18 protein-coding genes and 1 pseudogene are annotated in these 18,516 nt (G+C 64.0%); 10 read left to right on the top strand and 9 right to left on the bottom strand.

From position 1 onward, the window contains the following. The first annotated feature begins 74 nt into the window (after window positions 1-74). Both AC0CH8_RS09170 and paoC read left to right on the top strand, forming a co-directional pair. On the top strand, window positions 75-695 hold the full coding sequence (locus AC0CH8_RS09170; protein WP_465239966.1) for a cysteine hydrolase family protein: 621 nt from the start codon (window positions 75-77) through the stop codon (window positions 693-695). Next, a complete protein-coding gene (gene paoC, locus AC0CH8_RS09165; RefSeq protein ID WP_465239617.1) occupies window positions 692-2,902 on the top strand; it encodes an aldehyde oxidoreductase molybdenum-binding subunit PaoC in 2,211 nt (736 codons plus the stop codon). Before AC0CH8_RS09170 ends, paoC begins: the two co-directional genes overlap by 4 nt. A gap of 203 nt (window positions 2,903-3,105) precedes the next feature. On the opposite strand, the gene AC0CH8_RS09160 is transcribed toward paoC, so the two are convergent. Beyond that, complete coding sequence (locus AC0CH8_RS09160) at window positions 3,106-5,586, bottom strand: TonB-dependent receptor (RefSeq protein ID WP_465239616.1); 2,481 nt, start codon at window positions 5,584-5,586, stop codon at window positions 3,106-3,108. 238 nt (window positions 5,587-5,824) lie between these two features. Between AC0CH8_RS09160 and AC0CH8_RS09155 the strand changes: the two genes are divergently transcribed. From AC0CH8_RS09155 to AC0CH8_RS09140, 4 genes are all read left to right on the top strand, one after another. Further along, window positions 5,825-5,989: a hypothetical protein gene (locus AC0CH8_RS09155; protein ID WP_465239615.1), complete on the top strand. Its 165-nt coding sequence runs from the start codon at window positions 5,825-5,827 to the stop codon at window positions 5,987-5,989. A gap of 236 nt (window positions 5,990-6,225) precedes the next feature. Next, a complete protein-coding gene (locus tag AC0CH8_RS09150) occupies window positions 6,226-6,927 on the top strand; it encodes a 3-keto-disaccharide hydrolase (RefSeq protein ID WP_465239614.1) in 702 nt (233 codons plus the stop codon). Further along, window positions 6,927-8,633: a GMC oxidoreductase gene (locus tag AC0CH8_RS09145; RefSeq protein WP_465239613.1), complete on the top strand. Its 1,707-nt coding sequence runs from the start codon at window positions 6,927-6,929 to the stop codon at window positions 8,631-8,633. Before AC0CH8_RS09150 ends, AC0CH8_RS09145 begins: the two co-directional genes overlap by 1 nt. Beyond that, a complete protein-coding gene (locus tag AC0CH8_RS09140) occupies window positions 8,630-9,322 on the top strand; it encodes a gluconate 2-dehydrogenase subunit 3 family protein (RefSeq protein WP_465239612.1) in 693 nt (230 codons plus the stop codon). The genes AC0CH8_RS09145 and AC0CH8_RS09140 overlap by 4 nt, the downstream gene beginning before the upstream one ends. 46 nt (window positions 9,323-9,368) lie before the next feature. Here the strand turns inward: AC0CH8_RS09140 and AC0CH8_RS09135 are convergent, their stop codons facing one another. Then, entirely contained in the window at window positions 9,369-9,602 is a 234-nt protein-coding gene (locus tag AC0CH8_RS09135) for a substrate-binding domain-containing protein (protein ID WP_465239611.1), read from the bottom strand. 275 nt (window positions 9,603-9,877) lie between these two features. Here AC0CH8_RS09135 and AC0CH8_RS09130 point away from each other — a divergent pair, with 275 nt between their 5' ends. From AC0CH8_RS09130 to AC0CH8_RS09120, 3 genes and pseudogenes are all read left to right on the top strand, one after another. Further along, window positions 9,878-10,024 (top strand): LysR family transcriptional regulator, encoded by a 147-nt coding sequence (locus AC0CH8_RS09130; RefSeq protein WP_465239610.1) that lies wholly within the window; start codon window positions 9,878-9,880, stop codon window positions 10,022-10,024. Window positions 10,025-10,101: 77 nt separating this feature from the next. Further along, window positions 10,102-10,853, top strand: a pseudogene (locus AC0CH8_RS09125) (IS5 family transposase). A gap of 142 nt (window positions 10,854-10,995) precedes the next feature. Continuing rightward, window positions 10,996-11,148 carry a hypothetical protein gene (locus tag AC0CH8_RS09120; RefSeq protein ID WP_465239609.1) on the top strand — a complete coding sequence of 51 codons (153 nt, stop codon included), beginning with the start codon at window positions 10,996-10,998 and terminating at the stop codon, window positions 11,146-11,148. A gap of 235 nt (window positions 11,149-11,383) precedes the next feature. On the opposite strand, the gene AC0CH8_RS09115 is transcribed toward AC0CH8_RS09120, so the two are convergent. The 7 genes from AC0CH8_RS09115 to AC0CH8_RS09085 all read right to left on the bottom strand — a co-directional run bounded on the left by AC0CH8_RS09115 (window position 11,384) and on the right by AC0CH8_RS09085 (window position 18,052). Further along, window positions 11,384-11,836, bottom strand: coding sequence for a hypothetical protein (locus AC0CH8_RS09115; RefSeq protein ID WP_465239608.1), 453 nt, complete (start codon window positions 11,834-11,836; stop codon window positions 11,384-11,386). Window positions 11,837-12,220: 384 nt separating this feature from the next. Continuing rightward, entirely contained in the window at window positions 12,221-12,433 is a 213-nt protein-coding gene (locus AC0CH8_RS09110) for a hypothetical protein (protein ID WP_465239607.1), read from the bottom strand. A 377-nt stretch (window positions 12,434-12,810) separates the two neighbouring features. Further along, on the bottom strand, window positions 12,811-13,746 hold the full coding sequence (locus AC0CH8_RS09105) for a nucleotidyl transferase AbiEii/AbiGii toxin family protein (protein ID WP_465239606.1): 936 nt from the start codon (window positions 13,744-13,746) through the stop codon (window positions 12,811-12,813). Further along, window positions 13,724-14,326 carry a hypothetical protein gene (locus AC0CH8_RS09100; RefSeq protein ID WP_465239605.1) on the bottom strand — a complete coding sequence of 201 codons (603 nt, stop codon included), beginning with the start codon at window positions 14,324-14,326 and terminating at the stop codon, window positions 13,724-13,726. The genes AC0CH8_RS09105 and AC0CH8_RS09100 overlap by 23 nt, the downstream gene beginning before the upstream one ends. A gap of 134 nt (window positions 14,327-14,460) precedes the next feature. Further along, window positions 14,461-16,323 (bottom strand): hypothetical protein, encoded by a 1,863-nt coding sequence (locus AC0CH8_RS09095; protein ID WP_465239604.1) that lies wholly within the window; start codon window positions 16,321-16,323, stop codon window positions 14,461-14,463. Beyond that, window positions 16,320-16,829 (bottom strand): ABC-three component system middle component 2, encoded by a 510-nt coding sequence (locus AC0CH8_RS09090; protein WP_465239603.1) that lies wholly within the window; start codon window positions 16,827-16,829, stop codon window positions 16,320-16,322. The genes AC0CH8_RS09095 and AC0CH8_RS09090 overlap by 4 nt, the downstream gene beginning before the upstream one ends. Next, the gene (locus AC0CH8_RS09085; RefSeq protein ID WP_465239602.1) at window positions 16,817-18,052 is read right to left on the bottom strand and encodes an ABC-three component system protein; all 1,236 of its coding nucleotides are present in this window, start codon (window positions 18,050-18,052) and stop codon (window positions 16,817-16,819) included. Before AC0CH8_RS09085 ends, AC0CH8_RS09090 begins: the two co-directional genes overlap by 13 nt. Window positions 18,053-18,202: 150 nt before the next feature. Between AC0CH8_RS09085 and AC0CH8_RS09080 the strand changes: the two genes are divergently transcribed. After that, window positions 18,203-18,466: a phospholipase effector Tle1 domain-containing protein gene (locus AC0CH8_RS09080; protein ID WP_465239601.1), complete on the top strand. Its 264-nt coding sequence runs from the start codon at window positions 18,203-18,205 to the stop codon at window positions 18,464-18,466. Window positions 18,467-18,516: the final 50 nt, after the last annotated feature.

Raw genomic sequence — 18,516 nt, 5'->3', positions numbered from 1 at the left:
GACGCAACGTCGCCGACGGGCGCGGGATTTTCATCGGACCCGTCGCTGTCGGCGACGATGTGGAGACGATCATGATGGACACGGCGGCATTGGCGAACGGGACGACATCGGCCCTCGATCAGAACGACTTCACCGCCCCCGGTGGCGTGCAGCACGATGCGGTCCGCGCGGTGATGGCGCACACCGATATGATGCGGCACAGCCGCGTGCTGCTCGACGGCGCCCGCGCCCGTGGCATGACCGTCCTGCATGCACCGATCACGTTCGCAGCGGGTTATCCCGAGCTGCCGTCCGAGCCCTATGGCATCCTCGCCGGGATCGTTCAGTCGAAGGCATTCCGCAAGGATAGTTGGGGAGCGGAGATCGACGCGACCATGGCACCGACCGCCGGCGAGATCGTGATCGAAGGAAAGCGAGGGCTCGACTGCTTCGCTACCACCAACCTGGACTTCATCCTGCGCCAGCGCGGCATTACCCGCGTTGCCCTTGCCGGCTTCCTCACCAATTGTTGCGTCGAATCGACGATGCGCTCGGCCTACGAACGTGGCTACGACGTGGTCACGCTGACAGATTGCACCGCAACGCTGAGCATCGAGGCTCAAGAGGCGGCGGTGAACGGCACCTTTCCGATGTTCTCGCGACCGATGACAGCCACCGCGTTCCTGGCGGAGCATGACGAAGGGGCCGCGATATGAAGTTCGACACGCCAGCCGGGACCACCCCGATCGATCGTCAGACCGTGATCGGTCGGCCCCATCCCCGCGTCGAAGGGCCGCTGAAGACGACGGGCACCGCCACCTACGCCGCCGAACATCACGATCTGGGCGGCGATATCGCCTATGGCTACATACTGGGTGCCGCGATCGGCAAGGGTCGGATCGCCGCCATCGACACGTCGGCGGCCGACGCCGCACCCGGTGTTCGCGCGGTCGTCACCTACCGAACCGCCGGGCCGCTCGGCGTCGGCGAGTTCTATGTCCAGCGAATGCTCGCCGGACCGGCAGTCGATCACTATCATCAGGCCGTCGCCGTGGTCGTGGCCGACACCTTCGAGCAGGCTCGTGCGGCGAGCGCGCTGATCCGTGTCGATTACGCCCGCACCACCGGATCGTTCGACCTCTCCGCGCAGAAGGCCGACGCACCGATCGCACCCAAGGAGCCGTTCGGTGGCCCCAGTCAGATCGTGGTCGGCGACTTCGATCGGGCTTTTGCCGCCGCACCGGTCACGCTCGACGAAACCTACACCGTGCCCGATCAGGCGCATGCGATGATGGAGCCGCACGCCACCATCGCGCGCTGGGACGGCGACCTGCTGACGTGCTGGACATCGATCCAGCAAATGAACTGGGGTGTCCGCGACCTGGCCCGGATCCTTGGCATCCCGAAGGCGAATATCAGGCTTCGCTCTCCGTATATCGGCGGCGGCTTCGGCGGCAAGGGTACGGTACAGAGCGACCTCGTGCTGGCCGCGCTCGCCGCGCGCGCCGCCGGACGCCCCGTGAAACTGGTGTTGCAGCGGACGCTGATGTTCAACAACACCATCCACCGCCCCAAGACGATCCAGCGCGTCCGTCTGGGCGCAGGCCGCGACGGACGCCTGACGGCGATCGGGCACGATAGCTGGTCGGGCAATCTCGCAGGAGGCCGGACGGAGCCCAGCACCATTCCGACCCGCCTCCTCTATCGTGGCGAGAACCGGCTGTTGCGCCGCTATCTCACCACGCTCGATCTGGCGGAGGGCAACGCCATGCGGGCACCCGGCGAGGCACCTGGAATGATGGCGCTGGAAATGGCGATGGACGAGCTTGCCGAACGGCTGGGCATGGATCCTGTCGACTTGCGTATCGCGAACGATACGGCGGTCGATCCCGAGAAGCCCGGCCGCCCCTTTTCCACGCGCGCCTTTGTCGAGTGCCTGCGGACCGGCGCGGACCGGTTCGGCTGGAGCGAGCGGCCTGGCTCGCCTGCCAGCCGACGCGACGGCGATTGGTTGATCGGGTTTGGTATGGCGAGCGCGATCCGGGGCGCCCCCATCGCGAAGGCGGGGGCCCGCGTCCGTCTCGAACGATCCGGCCGGGTGATCGTGGAAACCGACATGACCGATCTCGGCACCGGCAGCTACACGATCGTCGCGCAGACCGCGGCGGAGATGATGGGCGTTCCATCGGACCGGGTGGAGGCGCGACTGGGCGACTCGTCCTTTCCCGAAACACCGGGATCCGGCGGCCAGATGGGTGCAGCCTCCGTCACCGCCGGCGTTTACGCGGCATGCGCGAAACTCCGCGACATCGTCGCGCAACGGCTGGGCTTCGAACGCGACGATGTCGTGTTCGCCGATGGCGAAGTTCGCTCGGCCGGGCGAACGGTATCGCTCGCCTCCGCCGCCCGCCTGGGTGAACTGGTCGCGGAGGACAGCATGGAATATGGCGACCTGTCCCAGCGTTTCGCGCAGCAGACCTTCGGCGCGCATTTCGCCGAGGTGGGCGTGGACCGCTACACCGGCGTCGTGCGTGTCCGACGGCTGCTCGCCGTCTGCGCAGCGGGGCGCATCCTCAATCCCGTCACCGCGCGCAGTCAGGTCATCGGCGGCATGACGATGGGCATCGGTGCGGCGCTGATGGAAGAAATGGCGGTCGACACGCGCTTCGGCCTGTTCGTGAACCATGATCTTGCCGGATACGAGGTCCCGGTTCATGCCGACGTCCCGCATCTGGACGTCGCCTTCATCGATGAGGTTGATCCCACCATGTCTCCCTTGAAGGCGAAGGGTGTCGGCGAATTGGGATTGACCGGAGTTGCGCCCGCGATCGCCAACGCCGTCTACAATGCCACCGGCGTCCGCGTACGCGATTATCCGATCACCCTCGACAAATACCTCACCCGCCTACCCGAACTGACCTAAGCGCTGTCCGCATAGAAGGAACGACCGGTCCGCATACGCCGGGCGGAACAGCGCGGCACCTTTCGCCTTTTGGTCCGGCCACGGCGTCTTGACGATGACACCGTGGCGATCATGGTCGAACGCTGATCGTCTTAAACCCAGCAGCATGTTGCGCCGCCGCCCCGGCAAGCCCCTTCAACAGACTGCGGCGGTCCACCGGACGATCAGAACTCGACCGCTGCGCTGAACCGGAACGAGCGGCCGAGGATCGGTCGCGCCAGGATCGCACCCGTCCCCTGCCCGCCGATGATCCGCGGGTTACCTTCGGTCAGGCCGATCTCGTCGGTCAGGTTGTTGCCCGTGACCTGCAACCGCACGCGCTGCGCGACCTCCACCGACACGCCGGCGTCCAGCTGGTAGAAGTGCGGCAGCACCTGCAAATTCTCCGGATCGGAGAAGCGATCGCCGGTATATTGCAGCGTCGCGAACAGCGATGGGCGGAAGCGGCCGACATCGACGTCGATCGCCGGAGTCACGCGCCACATCCATTTCGGCTGGCGCTGCACCCGGTTGCCGGTGTTGTCGATCGCGCCGTTGCCCGTGAAGAAATCGCGGTACGTCGCATCGAGATAGGTGCCGGCGGCGGTGATGCTGAACCACTTGGTCGGCCGCAGCGCGCCCTCCAGCTCGACGCCCGTCGCCTTGGCGCCGCCGTTGGAGCTGACCGGCACGTTGTTGATGAGCGACGTCGTCGCGAGCCCGTCGAACTTATTGTGGAAGACGGTGGCGTAGAGGTTGGCTATCCCGGTCGAGATCTTGACGCCGCCCTCGTACGTGTCGACCTCCGCCGTGGCGGCGAGGCCGGTGCCGTTGGCGATGTTGTCGGCGCTCGCCTCGCGCAGATTGTCGAACTGCGGAAAGCTGTTGCCGCGGCTGTAGCGGGCGAACACGCCGACCGAGCGGCTGAAGTCGTAATTGACGCCGCCGGTCCACGACCACGCATCGTCGCGGTAACGGATCGACCGCACCGGCCCCAGCACTGTCACCGCATTGTCGTACAGCGTCAGCGGATTGGCATCGAGGTTGACGTTGCCGCCCGCCAGCGGCGTGCTGAGCGTCGCGTCGACCAGATGACGCTGCCACCGGACACCGCCGTCGATGCGCAGTTCGGGCGTGATCTGCAATTCGTCGACGCCGTAGAAGGCGTAATCCTCGCCCTGATAGTTCGCCTGCACCTGGAACGCCGGACCGCTGGTGAAGCCGTTCAGCGTCGCGGTGCGCCCGCCGTTCAGCGTCAGGTTCAGGCGGCGCGCGTTCGGCTCCGCGGCGAGCAGCACCTGATTGCCCAGCACCCACGAATCGCGCGACGTATAGTTCGTGTAGAAGACGCCGCCGGTCAGCTTGTTCGACCCCGCCGTCCATTCGAACGCGCTGTCGGAGACGAAGGACGATATCTTCTTGCGCACCTCCCAAATACCCGCGCGCAGCACCGCCGCGTCCGCGCCACCCGCGACCGCGCCGCCGCCCGTCGCATAGGTCAGCGCGCCGACCGTCGACCCGGCACCGCCCAGCGTCACGGCCATCGCCGCCGCCGATACCGGCCCCTCGACCGGCACGAGGCCGATCGTGTTGGCGTCGCCCCCCAGATAGCTGGTCCGCTCGCGCAAACGCAGCCCGTCGGCGACCTCGTATTCGAAGGTGATGCCGGTGTTGATGATGTTCGCACCGCGACCGTCCGCCAGATCGATGGTGCGCCCCACCACGTTGGTGGTGATCCGCGTATCGCGGCCCATCAGCGTGCCGGTACCCGCGTCGAAACCCGGATAGGCGCTGATGTCGCCGCTGCCGTTCGTCACGATCGGGATCGGCAGCAGCCACGCACCGCGATCGTTCAGGTATCGGGCATAGACCTCGACCGAACCCTTGCCGGCGAAATCGTGATGGATGTTGGCGGTGATCTGGCCGCCCTTTTCGGCGCGGAAGCCCGGATCGCGCAGGCCGTTGCCCTGCGCGTAATAGCCACCGATCATGAAGCCGGTATCGCCGCCGAGCGGCCCGGAGATCCAGGCATCGCCACGCACTTCGTCGAAGTCGGTGTAGGACAGCTTGGCCAACCCGTGCAGCTCGCTGCCGCCGATCCGGGGCACGACGTTGACCGTCAGGCCGGGCTGTCCGTTCGAGAACAGCGAGCCGGTACCGCCGCGGACCGCCTCGATCCGCTGCACCGTCTCGTCGAGGCGGATGAGCTGGGAGTTCTCGAGGAACGACAAGGTCGGCGGCGCGAAGATCGGCGTGCCGGCATATTGAAACGTGACGAACTGCGCGTCGCCGCCCGAGGGATAGCCGCGCACGAAGATGTTCGCGCCGTTCTGCCCGCCCGAGCTTTCCGCCATCACGCCGGGCACCGCGCGCAGGATGTCGGCCGTGCTGTTCGGCGCGGCACGCTCGATCGCGTCGTTGCTCAGCGCCGTGACCGCGAACGCCGCGTCCTGTCGGCGCGTGCCGCCGCCGGCCGTGCCGACCACGATGATGTCCTCGCCGTCCGGCTGGCTGGTGTCGACCAGACCCTGCTCCGGCTCCGCGCGCTGGGCGGCGTCCGCCGTCTGCGTGGCATCCGCGGCGACCTGCGCGAGGGCGGGAGTACCTGCGAGCAATGCGCCCGCGGCGGCACCGATCAGCAGACAGGCGTTGGTTCTGGACGGCATGTTCGTTCCCCTCGATGGTCGTTGGCCAGCTCTCGGCTGATCGGCTCTTGTGAAAATGCTTAATGCCCGGTCTGGGCTTAGTCGATGCGCCGAGCAGCCTGCGACGGCTCAAATGTCGCAAGTGCAGCGTTTTCGCCACAGCCAGGGTGAGCCCGGAGGAACGCGCTGAACGATCATCGCAAACGACCGTTGACGATCCCAACAACGACCCACGTCGTTGAGAAACAAGGAGCGGACCATGAGCGACACACCGACCAACCCCGGCGATCAGGCCGCACCGGGCACCCCCGGCACGGGTGAGAACAGTTGCCCGAAATGCGGCGGCAGCGGCACGATCGATGGCGCGGAATGCACCTTCTGCGGCGGCACGGGCCGGATCGTCGAGGGGATCGGCGGCGCCTGATCCCACCCGGATGGTGCCGACGGGGGCCGCGTTCGCCCGGTCCTCGACAGCGACGATCGATTGCACCTCCATCCGGCCCGTCCGCTCGGCGCTTTTCGCTTTCCGCGCAGGTATTTCTGGTCGAACATGATCGGGTAACCCCGATGGGAGACCGCTCGCGCCGGACGGGTGGCTCGTGGAGAGACCTGATGCGTGGATCGTCGACGATAGCCCTTTGCCTCCTGACCCTCTCGTCGATGCCGACGACGGCGGTCGCGCAGGAAGCGGCAAACAACACCCTCACCGCCAAGGAGCGCGCCGCCGGATGGAAGCTGCTGTTCGATGGCCGCGATCTGGAGGGCTGGACCTCGTATAACGGCGGCGCGCCCTCTCCGACCTGGGCGATCCGGGACGGCGCGCTGGAACTCACCGCGACCAGCGGCACGATGAGCGGCGGCGACCTCGTCACCGCAGAACGCTATGGCGCGTTCGAACTGACGCTCGACTGGAAGGTCGCACCGGGCGGCAACAGCGGCGTGCTGTACCTCGCGCGCAACCTGCCGCAGACGAAGCAGGTGTACGAAACCGGGCTGGAGATGCAGGTGCTCGACGATGCCGGTCATCCGGACGGCAAGATCCCGTCGCACCACGCCGGCGCGCTGTACGACATCACCGTGCCCAAACCCGGCGTGTCGCATCCCGCCGGTCAATGGAATCACGCCCGACTGCTGGTCGAGAAGGGCCGCATCCGCCAGTGGCTGAACGGCACGATGACCGCCGACGTGTCTTATGGCGATGATGCATGGCGCAAGCGGGTCGCCGGGTCGAAATTCGCAAAAATGCCGTATTTCGGCACGTTCGACAGCGGCGTCATCGCCTTGCAGGATCACGGCGAACCGGTCGCGTTCCGCAACATCAAGCTGCGCCCCATCGGGCCAAGCGCAACGGCGATCCGCTGATGACGGGTGCCGCGAATCCGGCTGCGGATGCACCGGTCGACGTCATCATCGTCGGCTCGGGCGCAGCCGGCGGCATGGCCGCGTTCAGCCTCACGAAGTCCGGCCTGCGCTGCCTGATGCTGGAGGCCGGCCGCGATTACGATCCGCAGGCCGAGGTGAACATGTTTGCACCGGAAAGCGACGCGCCGCTGCGCGGCGCTTCCACCCCGGACAAACCGTTCGGCTATTTCGATGCGACGGTGGGCGGTGGCTGGCAGATCGACGGCGAGCCCTACACGATGCGCGCCGGGTCCGACTTCCGCTGGTATCGGCCGCGCATGCTGGGCGGGCGCACCAACCATTGGGGGCGGCATGTACCCCGGCTGGGGCCGTACGACTTCAAGCCGTTCTCACGTGATGGGCTGGGGGTGGACTGGCCGATCGGATACGACGATGTCGCGCCCTTCTACGATCGGGTCGAACGCATGATCGGCGTCAACGGCGGCCGTATAGAGTTGGAGAACCACCCGGACTCGCCCGCCGACTGTTTGATGCCGCCGCCGCGTCCGCGCGTGCCGGAAATGCTCATCAGGGCCACCGCTGAAAGCCTGGGCATTCCCGTCCGCGCCGCGCACACCGCCGTGTTGACGCGCGACATGCCCGATCCCGTTGCGCCGCGCAGCGCTTGCTTCAACGCCACGCCGTGTACCCGCGGCTGCACGATCGGCGCGATGTTCCAGACGACGACCTCGCTCCTGCCGATGGCGAAGGCGACCGGGCGGCTGAGGACGGTCACCGACGCGATGGTGTCGCGCGTCACGATGGCGGCGCCGGGCAAGGCAGCGGGCGTCGAATATGTCGATCGCAAGACAGGCCTGCGCCACCGGGTGACGGCACGCGCCGTGGTGCTGGCGGCGGGCACGGGGGAAACGACCCGGCTGCTGCTCAATTCGGGCGAGGACGGTCGCGGCCTCGCCAACATGTCGGGTGAACTCGGCCGCAACCTGACCGATTCCACCGGCGCATCGTTCCGCGCCTACATCCCCGCGCTCGCTGATCGTCCGCGCTACAACGAGGACGGGATCGGCGGGCAGCACATCTACATCCCCTTCTGGCTCTACAAGGAACAGAAACGCGGCGAGCTCGACTTCGCGCGCGGCTATCACTTCGAAATCGGCGGCCGGTTCGGCGTGCCACCTGCCGAGGCGTTGCCGAAGGTCTGGGGCGCGAAGCTGAAGCAGGCGGTACGCAGCACGTCGGGCGCGACGATCGGCCTGACGCTGCGCGGCGAGATGATCCCCAACAAGGACACGTTCTGCGAGATCGATCCGGCGGTGAAGGACCGTTTCGGCATCCCGGTGCTGCGCTTCTCCTTCCGCTGGTCGCAGAACGAGATCAACCAGGTCGCGCACGGTCGCCGCACCGCGCACGCGGTCTTTCAGCGCATGAACGGGACGATCCTCGATCCCGACCTGCCGCCTGAAAAGATCATGACCGCCGGCGGCGAGATCATCCACGAACTCGGCACCGCACGGATGGGATCGAACGCGCGCAACTCGGTCGTCGACAGCTATGGCAAGACGTGGGACGTCGACAATCTCGTGTTGATGGACGGCGCGATCTTCGCCTCGGGCGCACACAAGAATCCGACGCTGACGATCCTGGCGCTGGCGTTGCGGGCGTCGGAGCGACTGGCCGCGCGCATGAAGACGGGAGCGTTCGCATGACGCCGTCACGCCGTACCACGATGCAATGGATGATGACGGCGGCGCTGCTGCCGCTCGCGCGCTGGTCGCCGGCTGAAGCCGCCGGCATCGGCGGCGCCATACCATTCGACACCGTCGCGCCGTGGCCAGCCGTGCCCGCTGCGAAGCCGGCGACCGGCTATGGCCGCGACCCGAACCTGATGGAGCCCAAAATCGTGTGGCCGCTGACGCTGGACCGCCAGCAACGCGCCACGATCGACCTGCTCGGCGACATGATCCTGCCGCCCGACGACGTCTCGCCCGGCGCGGGCAAGCTCGGCGTCGGCGCATTCGTCGACGAATGGATCAGCGCTCCCTATCCGGTCCAGCAGGCCGATCGCGAGCGGGTGATCGGCGGACTGGGCTGGCTAGACGCACAGAGCCGGGTGTTGAACGGGCAGCCGTTCGCCGCGGCGACGGGGGCGCAGCGTGCCGCACTGCTCAATGGCCTTAACACCGCCGCACCCGTCGGCGGCATGGCTGCGCCGGTCGCGTTCATGGACACGCTGCGCAAGCTGTTCGTGCTCGGCTTCTACAGCTTGCCGGAAGGGAAGGCGGACATGGGCTATATCGGCGATCAGCCGACGCAGGGCCCCTATCCGGGCCCGTCGAAGGAGGCGCTGGCGCATCTCGACCGCGTGCTGCGGGACATGAAGCTGGCGCGTAGCTGACCCATAGGACCGGCGAGCCGGCCCAGCATTCGACGCTCGGGCAGCGTCATCGGAGCGACGGAGCAAGCCCCGTAGAGCCACGCACCGTCAGCGAACCCGGAAAGGCGCTGGCCGCCTCTCCCGCGCTGACTGCCGGGCGCGTCAGGATGTCGACCGCGGCAGCTCCGATCGCCTCGATCGGCTGATGAACGGTCGTCATCGGCGGCCAGACCTGTCGGGCGCCATCGCTGTCGTCGAAGCCGGCAACCGATACATCGTTCGGAATGCGTCTGCCTGGCACAGGTTCACTCCCGCTGCCCGAGGGTATACATCTCCGTCAAAGCAATCACTGCTCGCTAACTCGACATTATGGAATGGCAGCGCGAAATACGGGCATTCCGACTTTCCTCCATGTCTCGGAGAAGCAGTGCTGTTCGACGAAAGCGGAGCGAACGACTCGCAACGGCAGATTAAACCTCAGCGAGAAGGCTTTGACATGAGCGCGGGCGGATCTCACAGACAGCATAATGTCGGTACGATGTCGTGCATCGGTGCTCTTCGTCATCTATCGGCTCGATGATGGACCCCCGCAAACTCCTGTATTTCGCCACGATCGTCGAGCAAGGCAGCTTCAACAAAGCTGCCAAGCTGCTCGTCATCTCACAGCAGGCCCTGTCGACATCAATGGACCGGTTTGACCCAGTCTGGGCGAAAAGGTGCTAGGGTCTAAACTCAATCAGCGGTTTGAAGGAGTGAGACTTTCCTGATTCACCGGTGGTGTGGATCAAGGGAGGTGCGTGATGGCGCTGTTCTGGTTGTCTGATGAGGCATGGGCGGCGATCGAGCCGCATCTGCCGAAGAACCAGCCCGGCGCACGGCGGGTTGATGACCGGCGGGTGATCTCGGGCATCCTGCACGTGCTTAAGGTTGGTTGCCGCTGGTGCGACTGCCCCGCCGACTATGGTCCGTCGACGACGGTCTACAACCGCTTCAACCGTTGGTCGCACCGAGGCTTCTGGGTGACACTGCTCGATGCCCTGGTGGACACCGGCGCGGTGACGAAAAGCACCTCGATCGACAGCACCTACGTCAAGGCACAGCGCGCAGCGTTCGGCGCAAAAGGGGGCGCTCGACGCAGGCGATCGGTCCCTCGCGCGGTGGCTGGACCACCAAGGTCCACGCGCTCACCGACGTCATCGGACGCCCGTACGCGCTGATGCTGACGGCCGGCAACGTCAGCGATGTGAAGGCGGCACCGGCTCTTCTCGAACGCGCCGGGCGCATGCGTTACCTACTCGGCGACAAAGGCTATGATGCCGACCGACTGCGGCGCTCGCTGCGCGACGTAGGCGCTGTCCCCGTCATCCCGGGCCGGCGCAACCGCAAGCGCGCCATTCGCTACGACAAGGACCGCTACCGTGGCCGCTACCTCATCGAGAACGCCTTCTGTCGCCTCAAGGACTTCAGCCGCGTCGCCACCCGCTACGACAAACTCGCCGCCAACTTCCTCTCAAGCGTCGCCCTCGCCACCGCTATCGCGTTCTGGCTCTGATTGAGTCTGAACCCTAGAACGCGGCCTGGCCGGTGTCACGCCGACGCCGCTGGGAGCATTGATGTACGCTCATGCGCGACCGATCCGCGAGGAACTGGGTCGCGCCGAACAGCGGCTGACGAACTAATAGCCTAGAGAAGACGTGATCTCGCTGGGCACCCTGCCCAGTATTGCCATCAGCATACTGCCCAGCGCCGTCAGCGCATGGCGCCAGACGCATGCCTCGCCTTTGTTGCGCGTCGTCGAAAAGAACCACCTCGATCTGCAGCCTTCGGCCATATGCACGGCGCGGTGATCTCTATCGCTCATGGAGCAACGCACAGCTTATCTCATAAGCCCGAGCCAGAAGGCCAACGAACTACCCTGCGAAGCCCACGGCAGGAGGGCCAGTCTTGATCGCTGAATGCCACCGAACCCGTAACACGCCTGAGCTAGGCTTCGGACCTGCTATGACCGAGCTGCCATTCTTCAAGACCCGTAGCCTTGCGATACGCATCGTATCAACTCCGACGAGCGCCATATCCCGTAGTTCAGCTTTCGACGATTACGAGTCGCCGCAGCTGCTGTGTCGAAACTTCACCGCCGCGATATTCCATCTCAGCGCGGCGCTGTGTTACGGCACCTGATTTGACATCATAAACTGACAGGACGACGTCAAACCCTTCCGGTGTATTGCTGGCCGTCATCACAGAAACGATGGCCGCGACGGGCTTTCTGCTTACGCTTAAATCTTCGGGGCGCAAGTATTTTGCCTTTTTATCACGGAGAATGGTATCGCCGGAGGCGCAGACCTTCTGCACATCACAGTCGGCTTTTGCTCCTTTAAGGCCGATAATTATGAATTTGCCGCCGAGCTGATTTTCCAATCCAGATATCAACGCCCACCGCTGGGTAGGACCAAGATCGATTTCATTCGACGTGGGTGCTTGGGCCATTGGTGCCGCAGCGAACGCCACGCTGGCTGCAACGAGTAGGTTGATCATGCCCGATCTCCACAGTGATATAGCTTGCAGCGTACCAGCATCCGACGTTTTGTAAATCGTAGCTTTCGCAGATGAACATCTTCTCAAAGCCATTGTAGATTTGAGAAATCCCACATGACGAGTGGGCAGGCGTTCTGGAGATGCGCGTTGAAGCCGCCTTCGGTGACCTGAACGCGAAAAGGCCCGCGGCAGCGGTGTGCTGTTGCGGGCTGGTTTGGGTCTGTGTGGTGTGTTTTGGTTGCGGGGACGCGATTAAACCGAGACCGACAATCAATCACCGCACACATTTGAGGTTAAGATATTGATCTAACGCCGATAATATCTAGCGTCATTTCGCGATCATATGCAGCCGGCTTTCAAAGCTCACGCACCAGCATCATAAATTTACCAGACCTCCTGTCCTTCTGGTCGACCATAGTCGACTGGCTCGGGAAAGGCTTCCGGCGTCAATTGCCCAAGAAGATGGTCAAGGTCGTCAACCTTTGTCATCGCATGTCGATCAGTAACAGCTACATTCCGTTGCCCTTTCGGCATGGTTGCCGGGTTCTCGGTTCGACCAGCGCCGACGGCTTCGCTTTTACCCAATCCTTCGTTCATCGTACTTCCTTCCTGTCCTGTTGATCCTCACGTCATCGGACCGTCAAAGCGCGCCGGACAGTATCGAGCCTACCGGTTACCAGACATGTTGGACGGCTAGCCGACAGAACGGAGAAACTTTAAATATACAGTATCGCAGCCGACGATAATCCCGCAGGGCAGATGAACGCAGAGGGCCTCTTGCGGATTTCGTTGCCTAGTAAAGAGTAATGGGCCTCGTCCACGTTACATAGCCAAGCGACTCACGATAACGAAAGTCGATCTCACCGCCCTTCCCGCCTTGAAACGCTCAAGCGCGATCTGCTCCTCGTACAGTAGGTCGGCCTACGTTAGCTCGAAATCGTGCGAGCAGAGTTGGTCGAAATCGTTTTTGGACATTACTCTGGCAACAGGGCCGACAAGCGACGTAGCGCCAGAGCCGCGGCCTCGAAGGTTGGAATTTCACTCGCTCCAGCAAAAGCCATGCCTTCGACGAAGCGGCGATATTCGTCGGCATAGAGGGTATCGGTTTCGAGCTTCGTGCACATCGCGACAAGCCGCTCCCGCGGCGGGAGATCGGCGACTGCACCGCCACCGCGATGGCTGTCCGCGATCAGCGTGTCGATCAGCAGTGCTCCGAACCGCCCATCACCCGAAATCGTCGCCTCCAGCGCGGCAAGGTCATGTACATGGCGGATAATAGTCGGATCGTCCTTTTCCGTTCCGCGCTCGCGAACCAGCGCACGCCAGGCGAAGGCGCTGAGCTTGTCGGCGGCTGTTTCCACCGGATCGACACAGGCAATGGAGGCGACCTCAGGCGGAACGCCGCGGAACTGCGCGACAAAAGATCCCACGGGACAATGATGCGGCACAAGCCGCGGCGGCTTTGCCGACAGCTCCGCGAGGATGTGCGGCCGTAATGCGGCATGGCCCTGGAGAACCGTTGGGTAGTCCATCTCGATCCTGATGAAGGCATTCCCGCTGCCTGCTTCGATCTGCAAGTTGGTGAAGCCCGCGGCCTCCCAAGTCGCCGCCAAGTCCTTCTTGAAGCCGCTAAGGGCATTCTTGCGCTGGCCTTGCGACTTGGCGAGAAATGCCTCCGAGAGTGCCAGCTTGAAATCGATATCCTCCGAGAAGCGCTTGATAAGCTGGTGCGCCTTCAGCAACGCCGTGCCGCCTGAGAAGGCCGGCGCAATGTCACTCGTGCCAACGCCAAGCAGAAGCTGGACCGCCTGCACGACGAACCAGTCCTTTTCGACGAACGCTTCGTCGACCGCCAACGCACCCGCGACACGGCCAAGTGTTTCGGCGTCAGGCGCGCTCGAGAACGACATAATTACCATCATAGCCGATCCGGCGGCGAACGCGGTCCTTGACCGCCACCGTCCGACCCGTCGGCACCTGGGTCGAGCGGCCACTGTTGTAGGCAGTCTCGAAGTCCGACGTTACCACTGCCTTGCCAAGCCGGCCGAGCGCTTCGGTCGCTAGCCGCTTGATGCCGACCAGCGGCGCAGGCTTGCCGGTGAATGGGGAGCGCTCTGCCTTGGCATACAGGCCGTAGCCGATCTGCACCAATTGCCCGCGATCCGTCATCTGGCGAAGCGCCCGCCCGACGGCATCATAGCTGCCAAGCTTCGCGAAATCCCCGCGCAGGAACACATTGCGCTTCGACCGACTGATCCTGCGCTCGATCAGATCGGTGATCGTCGCGGCGGATGCGGCTTTTCTGCCGGCGACCTTCCGATAGCAGCCGCGGCCGACACGCACGAGCTTGCGACCCTCAACCAGTTGCCGCAGCGCGCGACCGACAGAATCATAGTTGGCATCGACCGCGAGCGTCGCACGGTCGATAACTTCCCCTTCCGGAAAGCGAGCAAGAATCTGATCGGTCAGGTTCGACACAGCGTTAGCCAAAATACGACGTTTCCGACATGGAGATACGACGACCGGGCTGGTTCTTCAAGGGCATCGCTCATTTGGAACAACCTGCCGGCCGGGTAAAGGACGAGAATGAAAGTCGATGCCGTCATGACCTCGCCGGCGATCGTCTAGTTCAATGTGGGAAGAAGGCCGTTCCGTCCAACCCCAGGGTCGCCGGTGAAGGTCTGGACGTAGAGTTCGGCGACGACGTCCGCAGGTGGGTCGCTGTTCTCCAGGATGATGAACTGGGCAGTTCCCTGCAGGCTCGCCAGATGACGGTAAAAATTCTCCTGGAGCGTCGTCGCGGCAAGATTACGTTCGTCCGCCGCGAGTTCGCCGTGACGTGGAATGCTGAACGGCTCGCGGTAGGTGAGCAACGGGGTATCGAGGGCCAGCACCCCGGGATGAGGCAGGTGGTTCTCCTGGCAGTAGAGGAGCACAGCGACCTTGAACGCCGAATGTAGGATCGCCCGAACGCCCTTGCCATTCGCGCTGCGATCCTTGCCATCGAGACGGATGTCCTGCGTCTGATCGTAGAATGACACGACGGGGTCGCCGGGAAACCTCCACTCACGCAGCACTTCAGACACCTTGCTTGCGAACGCGTGTCCAGTCGGGCCGTCGATCCCCGCCACGAGCTTCACACGGTTCGTGGGACGCGTCGCGGTAATCTGGGAGAGCAGTACCGCGATGCGATCGCGTTCCTCGAACAGCCTGAGCTTGTCGCGAACGAGGTCCCGCGCGGCGCTACGCTGCTCGTAGTCCTCCCGCAGCCTCGACTCATCCGGCCGTACGGCCGCCAGGAGGCGATCCGCCGCGACGATCCGGCGCCGAAGATGCATCAGACCGTGGTGATGTAGCGCGCCGTCCCGTTCCAGGTGGGACATCGTCGCCACGAGATCCCTTCTCTCGCGATCAATGCGCACGATCTCGGCGAACGCGGCCGCGCTCGCGCGTGCCACATCCCTTGATCCGTGGTTATGCTGATGCTCTGCCTCGGCGCCGCAGAGCGGACATGGCCGGTCGAGCCTTGCAAGGAGGAGCTGGCCGCCCTGATCGAGCGCCTCGAGACGCTCAACGTCGGACTCGTACACCTCCATCAACCTAGCGAACCGGGCGAGTGTGAGCTCAACCTCGCGTGCCGCCGCGTTGACGCGATCCCCCTCGTCGACCACCCGCCGACGCTCCCGGGTGACCTCGTCGATCCGTCGTTGCCGGAGGGCCAGGTCGCCATGCAATGTGGCGAGCGAGGCCTCGATCCGCTTCTCCTGCGCTGTCAGCTCCTCCCGTGTACTCCCTGCAGCCTCGATCTGAGCGTCGATATCGGATAACCACTCTTCAAGCAGTTCGCGCTGCCCCTCCTGCCGCGCCCTTCGGATCTTGGCCGGTACGACGGCGACGATCGCGGAGTCGTCCCGACCCGTCAGAAGGAGGCGGAAGGCGTTCCTCTCGGCCGTCCCGGTTATGTACTGGCCCGAAAGGATAGGGCTGCGCCCGTCAATGATCGCGCTTTCATCGACGAACACGTAGGGATCGAGTGTTCGGAGCGTAAAGCTCACCTTCTCGCCGTTCTCGTTCTTCGCGACAAGTTTACCGCCGAGTCCAAGGGCATCAAGGATGACGGTCGAGATGTTGTCGGTGCTCCCGTCCTGTTCCGCGGCGAGCGTTCTTCCGGCCAAACCCGGCGCAAGCTCGAAATGCAATCCGTCGTAGAGCCTCAGACCTCCGCCCTGGATACCGCGGTAGAGGGTGACCACGCCCAAAGTGGGGACTTCGAGACCCAAAAGTACCGCGTCGATGCCGTCAAGCTGCTCGATTGCCGGGAGCGGCGTCGACTTGCCCAGCATGAACTGCAGGGCAGCAAGCGTGAACGACTTACCGGTGTTCGAGGCGCCGAAGATGACGTTGGTACCGTCCTCGAAATTGAGGACGCTATCGCTCGATCTTGCGCCGACGAAGGCGAGGTGCCGGAATATCAGGCGATCGGTCATGCGGAGGGCTCGTGGAGCGTGCCGTCGCTCTGAAACTCTATGGTCCACCTCCCAAGACGCTCGTGCACGATGGTGCGCATTTGCTCCTCCGGTATGGGGCCGAACTCCTGGGACAACCAAGCGGCTCGTTCCCTCAGCCGCTGACCGTAGGGCGTGCCCATGAGGTCGATAAAGGAAGGCGCCTCGTCGCCGGCAACATATCGGATACCCTCCTCATCCTCCACGATCGTTACAAGATCGGCATGGACGAGCAGCCGCACGCCCTCGTCCACCAACCGCCTGCGCACCAGGAGTTCGCCTCCGCGAGACGGCAGGTCCGGATGGAGGCTATCGGGGCCGCCGACGTCCGACGTGTGAACGACCAGGTGATCGAACCACGTCAGTTCAATTAGCGTGCACGCCCGCGGGTGCAGGGCATCCAGCACGACGAGCGTCCTCAGCGACGTTTCAAGGGGACTGTTGAAGAGGAGGACATCGTCCTGCTTCTGCGGGCTCACTTCACCCATGGCAACACATCGTCATTCGCGAAATGGTGTATGGTGCCCTGCTTGACCGGGACTCTGGCGTATTTGCCGAGAACGCCTGAGACGGCGACGCTCTTCGCCTCATTCATCACGGCGGCGATCTTCGCCATCGTGTCGTCATGGGTCATGCCATGCGTATCGAAGACCCCGTGGTACATGTCATCATCGAACGCCTTCAGCACCGCCGGCTCCGTGCTGTCTCGATAATAGCGTTTGAACGACGCGGCATCGAAGTACCGCTGACGCTGTACGCGGAAGTGGTCGCCGAATACGGGGTCGACGAGTGCCTCGTCGCTGGACGCGAACGACGGCGCGCCCCGTTCGCCGTATGCCTTGAACAGCTGGGAAACATACCGGGCCTCCTCCGGCTGCACGGCGGCGGGTACGCTGCCGACCGGCGCGGCGCCCGGATCAGCATCAAACCATTTGACGAGAACGGCCTTCATCGCGTCGTCCCGCACGAGCTTCCCGGCTTCCAGCAGCGAGACGTTGCGGAAGTCGTACCCCTCGATGCTCGCCCGGACATCGCTCGATAACGCAATCGTCTGCTTCTCGACCAAGCTACCGGCGCACCAGTCGTCCCACTTCTCGATCAGTCGCGGGCCGATACTGCTAGGTTTACCGATGAGGGCCCTGACGTTGCGCACCGCCCCCCGGGGCGCGATGAAGTAGAAGTGGGCCGGAAGGTTGAAGTGGCCCGCCGAGCTGTGATGAAAGATCTTGCCGATCTCCCGAATGAATTCCGGTTCGCCCAGCCGCTCGAGCAGCTGCTTACACTGATAGTTATCCCAGAGACCATCAAAGCGGGAAGTCGAGCGATAGCCTACAACGTCGCGTCCCATGTCCCCGGCACCGGAGAAGCGGTCGCTGTCGGGGTATCGTCTCCTCATCGACGCCACCCAGTCATCCGTCAGCCGCTCGAGGTCGGTATCGCTGAGGCGATAGATCCATGCCGCATAGTCTGTCGCGCCAACGCTCAATTCCATCCCCTTCGCAACTGCAGGTAGCTCGGAAAGACTTGGAAATTCAATGTGATCTAACTGCTGATCGTCGAATTCCTGTGTATTCTGCGCTCCGAAGGCGCGCCTTATGCCGTGGGGAGCGTCCCCTTTGCCATGACCACGCGCGGCATCCAAGCCTCCTGCAAGATGGTTCTCGACCTTGGTATCCGCGGCCTTCGGGTGATGACTTCCCCGTCCGGTCACCCCGGCGAAGCGTCCTCACGGCCGCGGAAAAGCGCGATCAGCTATCATGCTCAAGGCGTTTAATCGTCTCAAACTGCTAGCGCTGCACATCTTAGCCTCAGGCTTGGCGGACCTTCGCATCCCTGACATGATCGTGCGGGGGGGCTGATCATGAAGCGACTCGCGCTATTCCTCGACGGGACCTGGAACACGGTCGAGAGTCGAACGAACGTCAGCCTGCTACACGACCGGGTGGCGGCATTCGATGGCGCTGTCGAGCAGCGACTATATTACGATTCCGGGGTCGGAACGGCGATGCTGGAGCGGCTCCGCGGCGGCATGCTGGGATACGGCCTCGATAGGAACGTGGTCGATGCCTACGCCTGGCTCGTGGAGAACTACGAGGACGGGGTGTTGATTTCCACTGAGAGCTGACCCGGCGAAGGCATAAATTTCCACCGAGAAGTGACCCGTGTCTCAACCTC

This window comes from Sphingomonas sp. AC435 (genome assembly GCF_979253005.1).
This window is presented reverse-complemented; position numbering and strand designations above follow the sequence as displayed.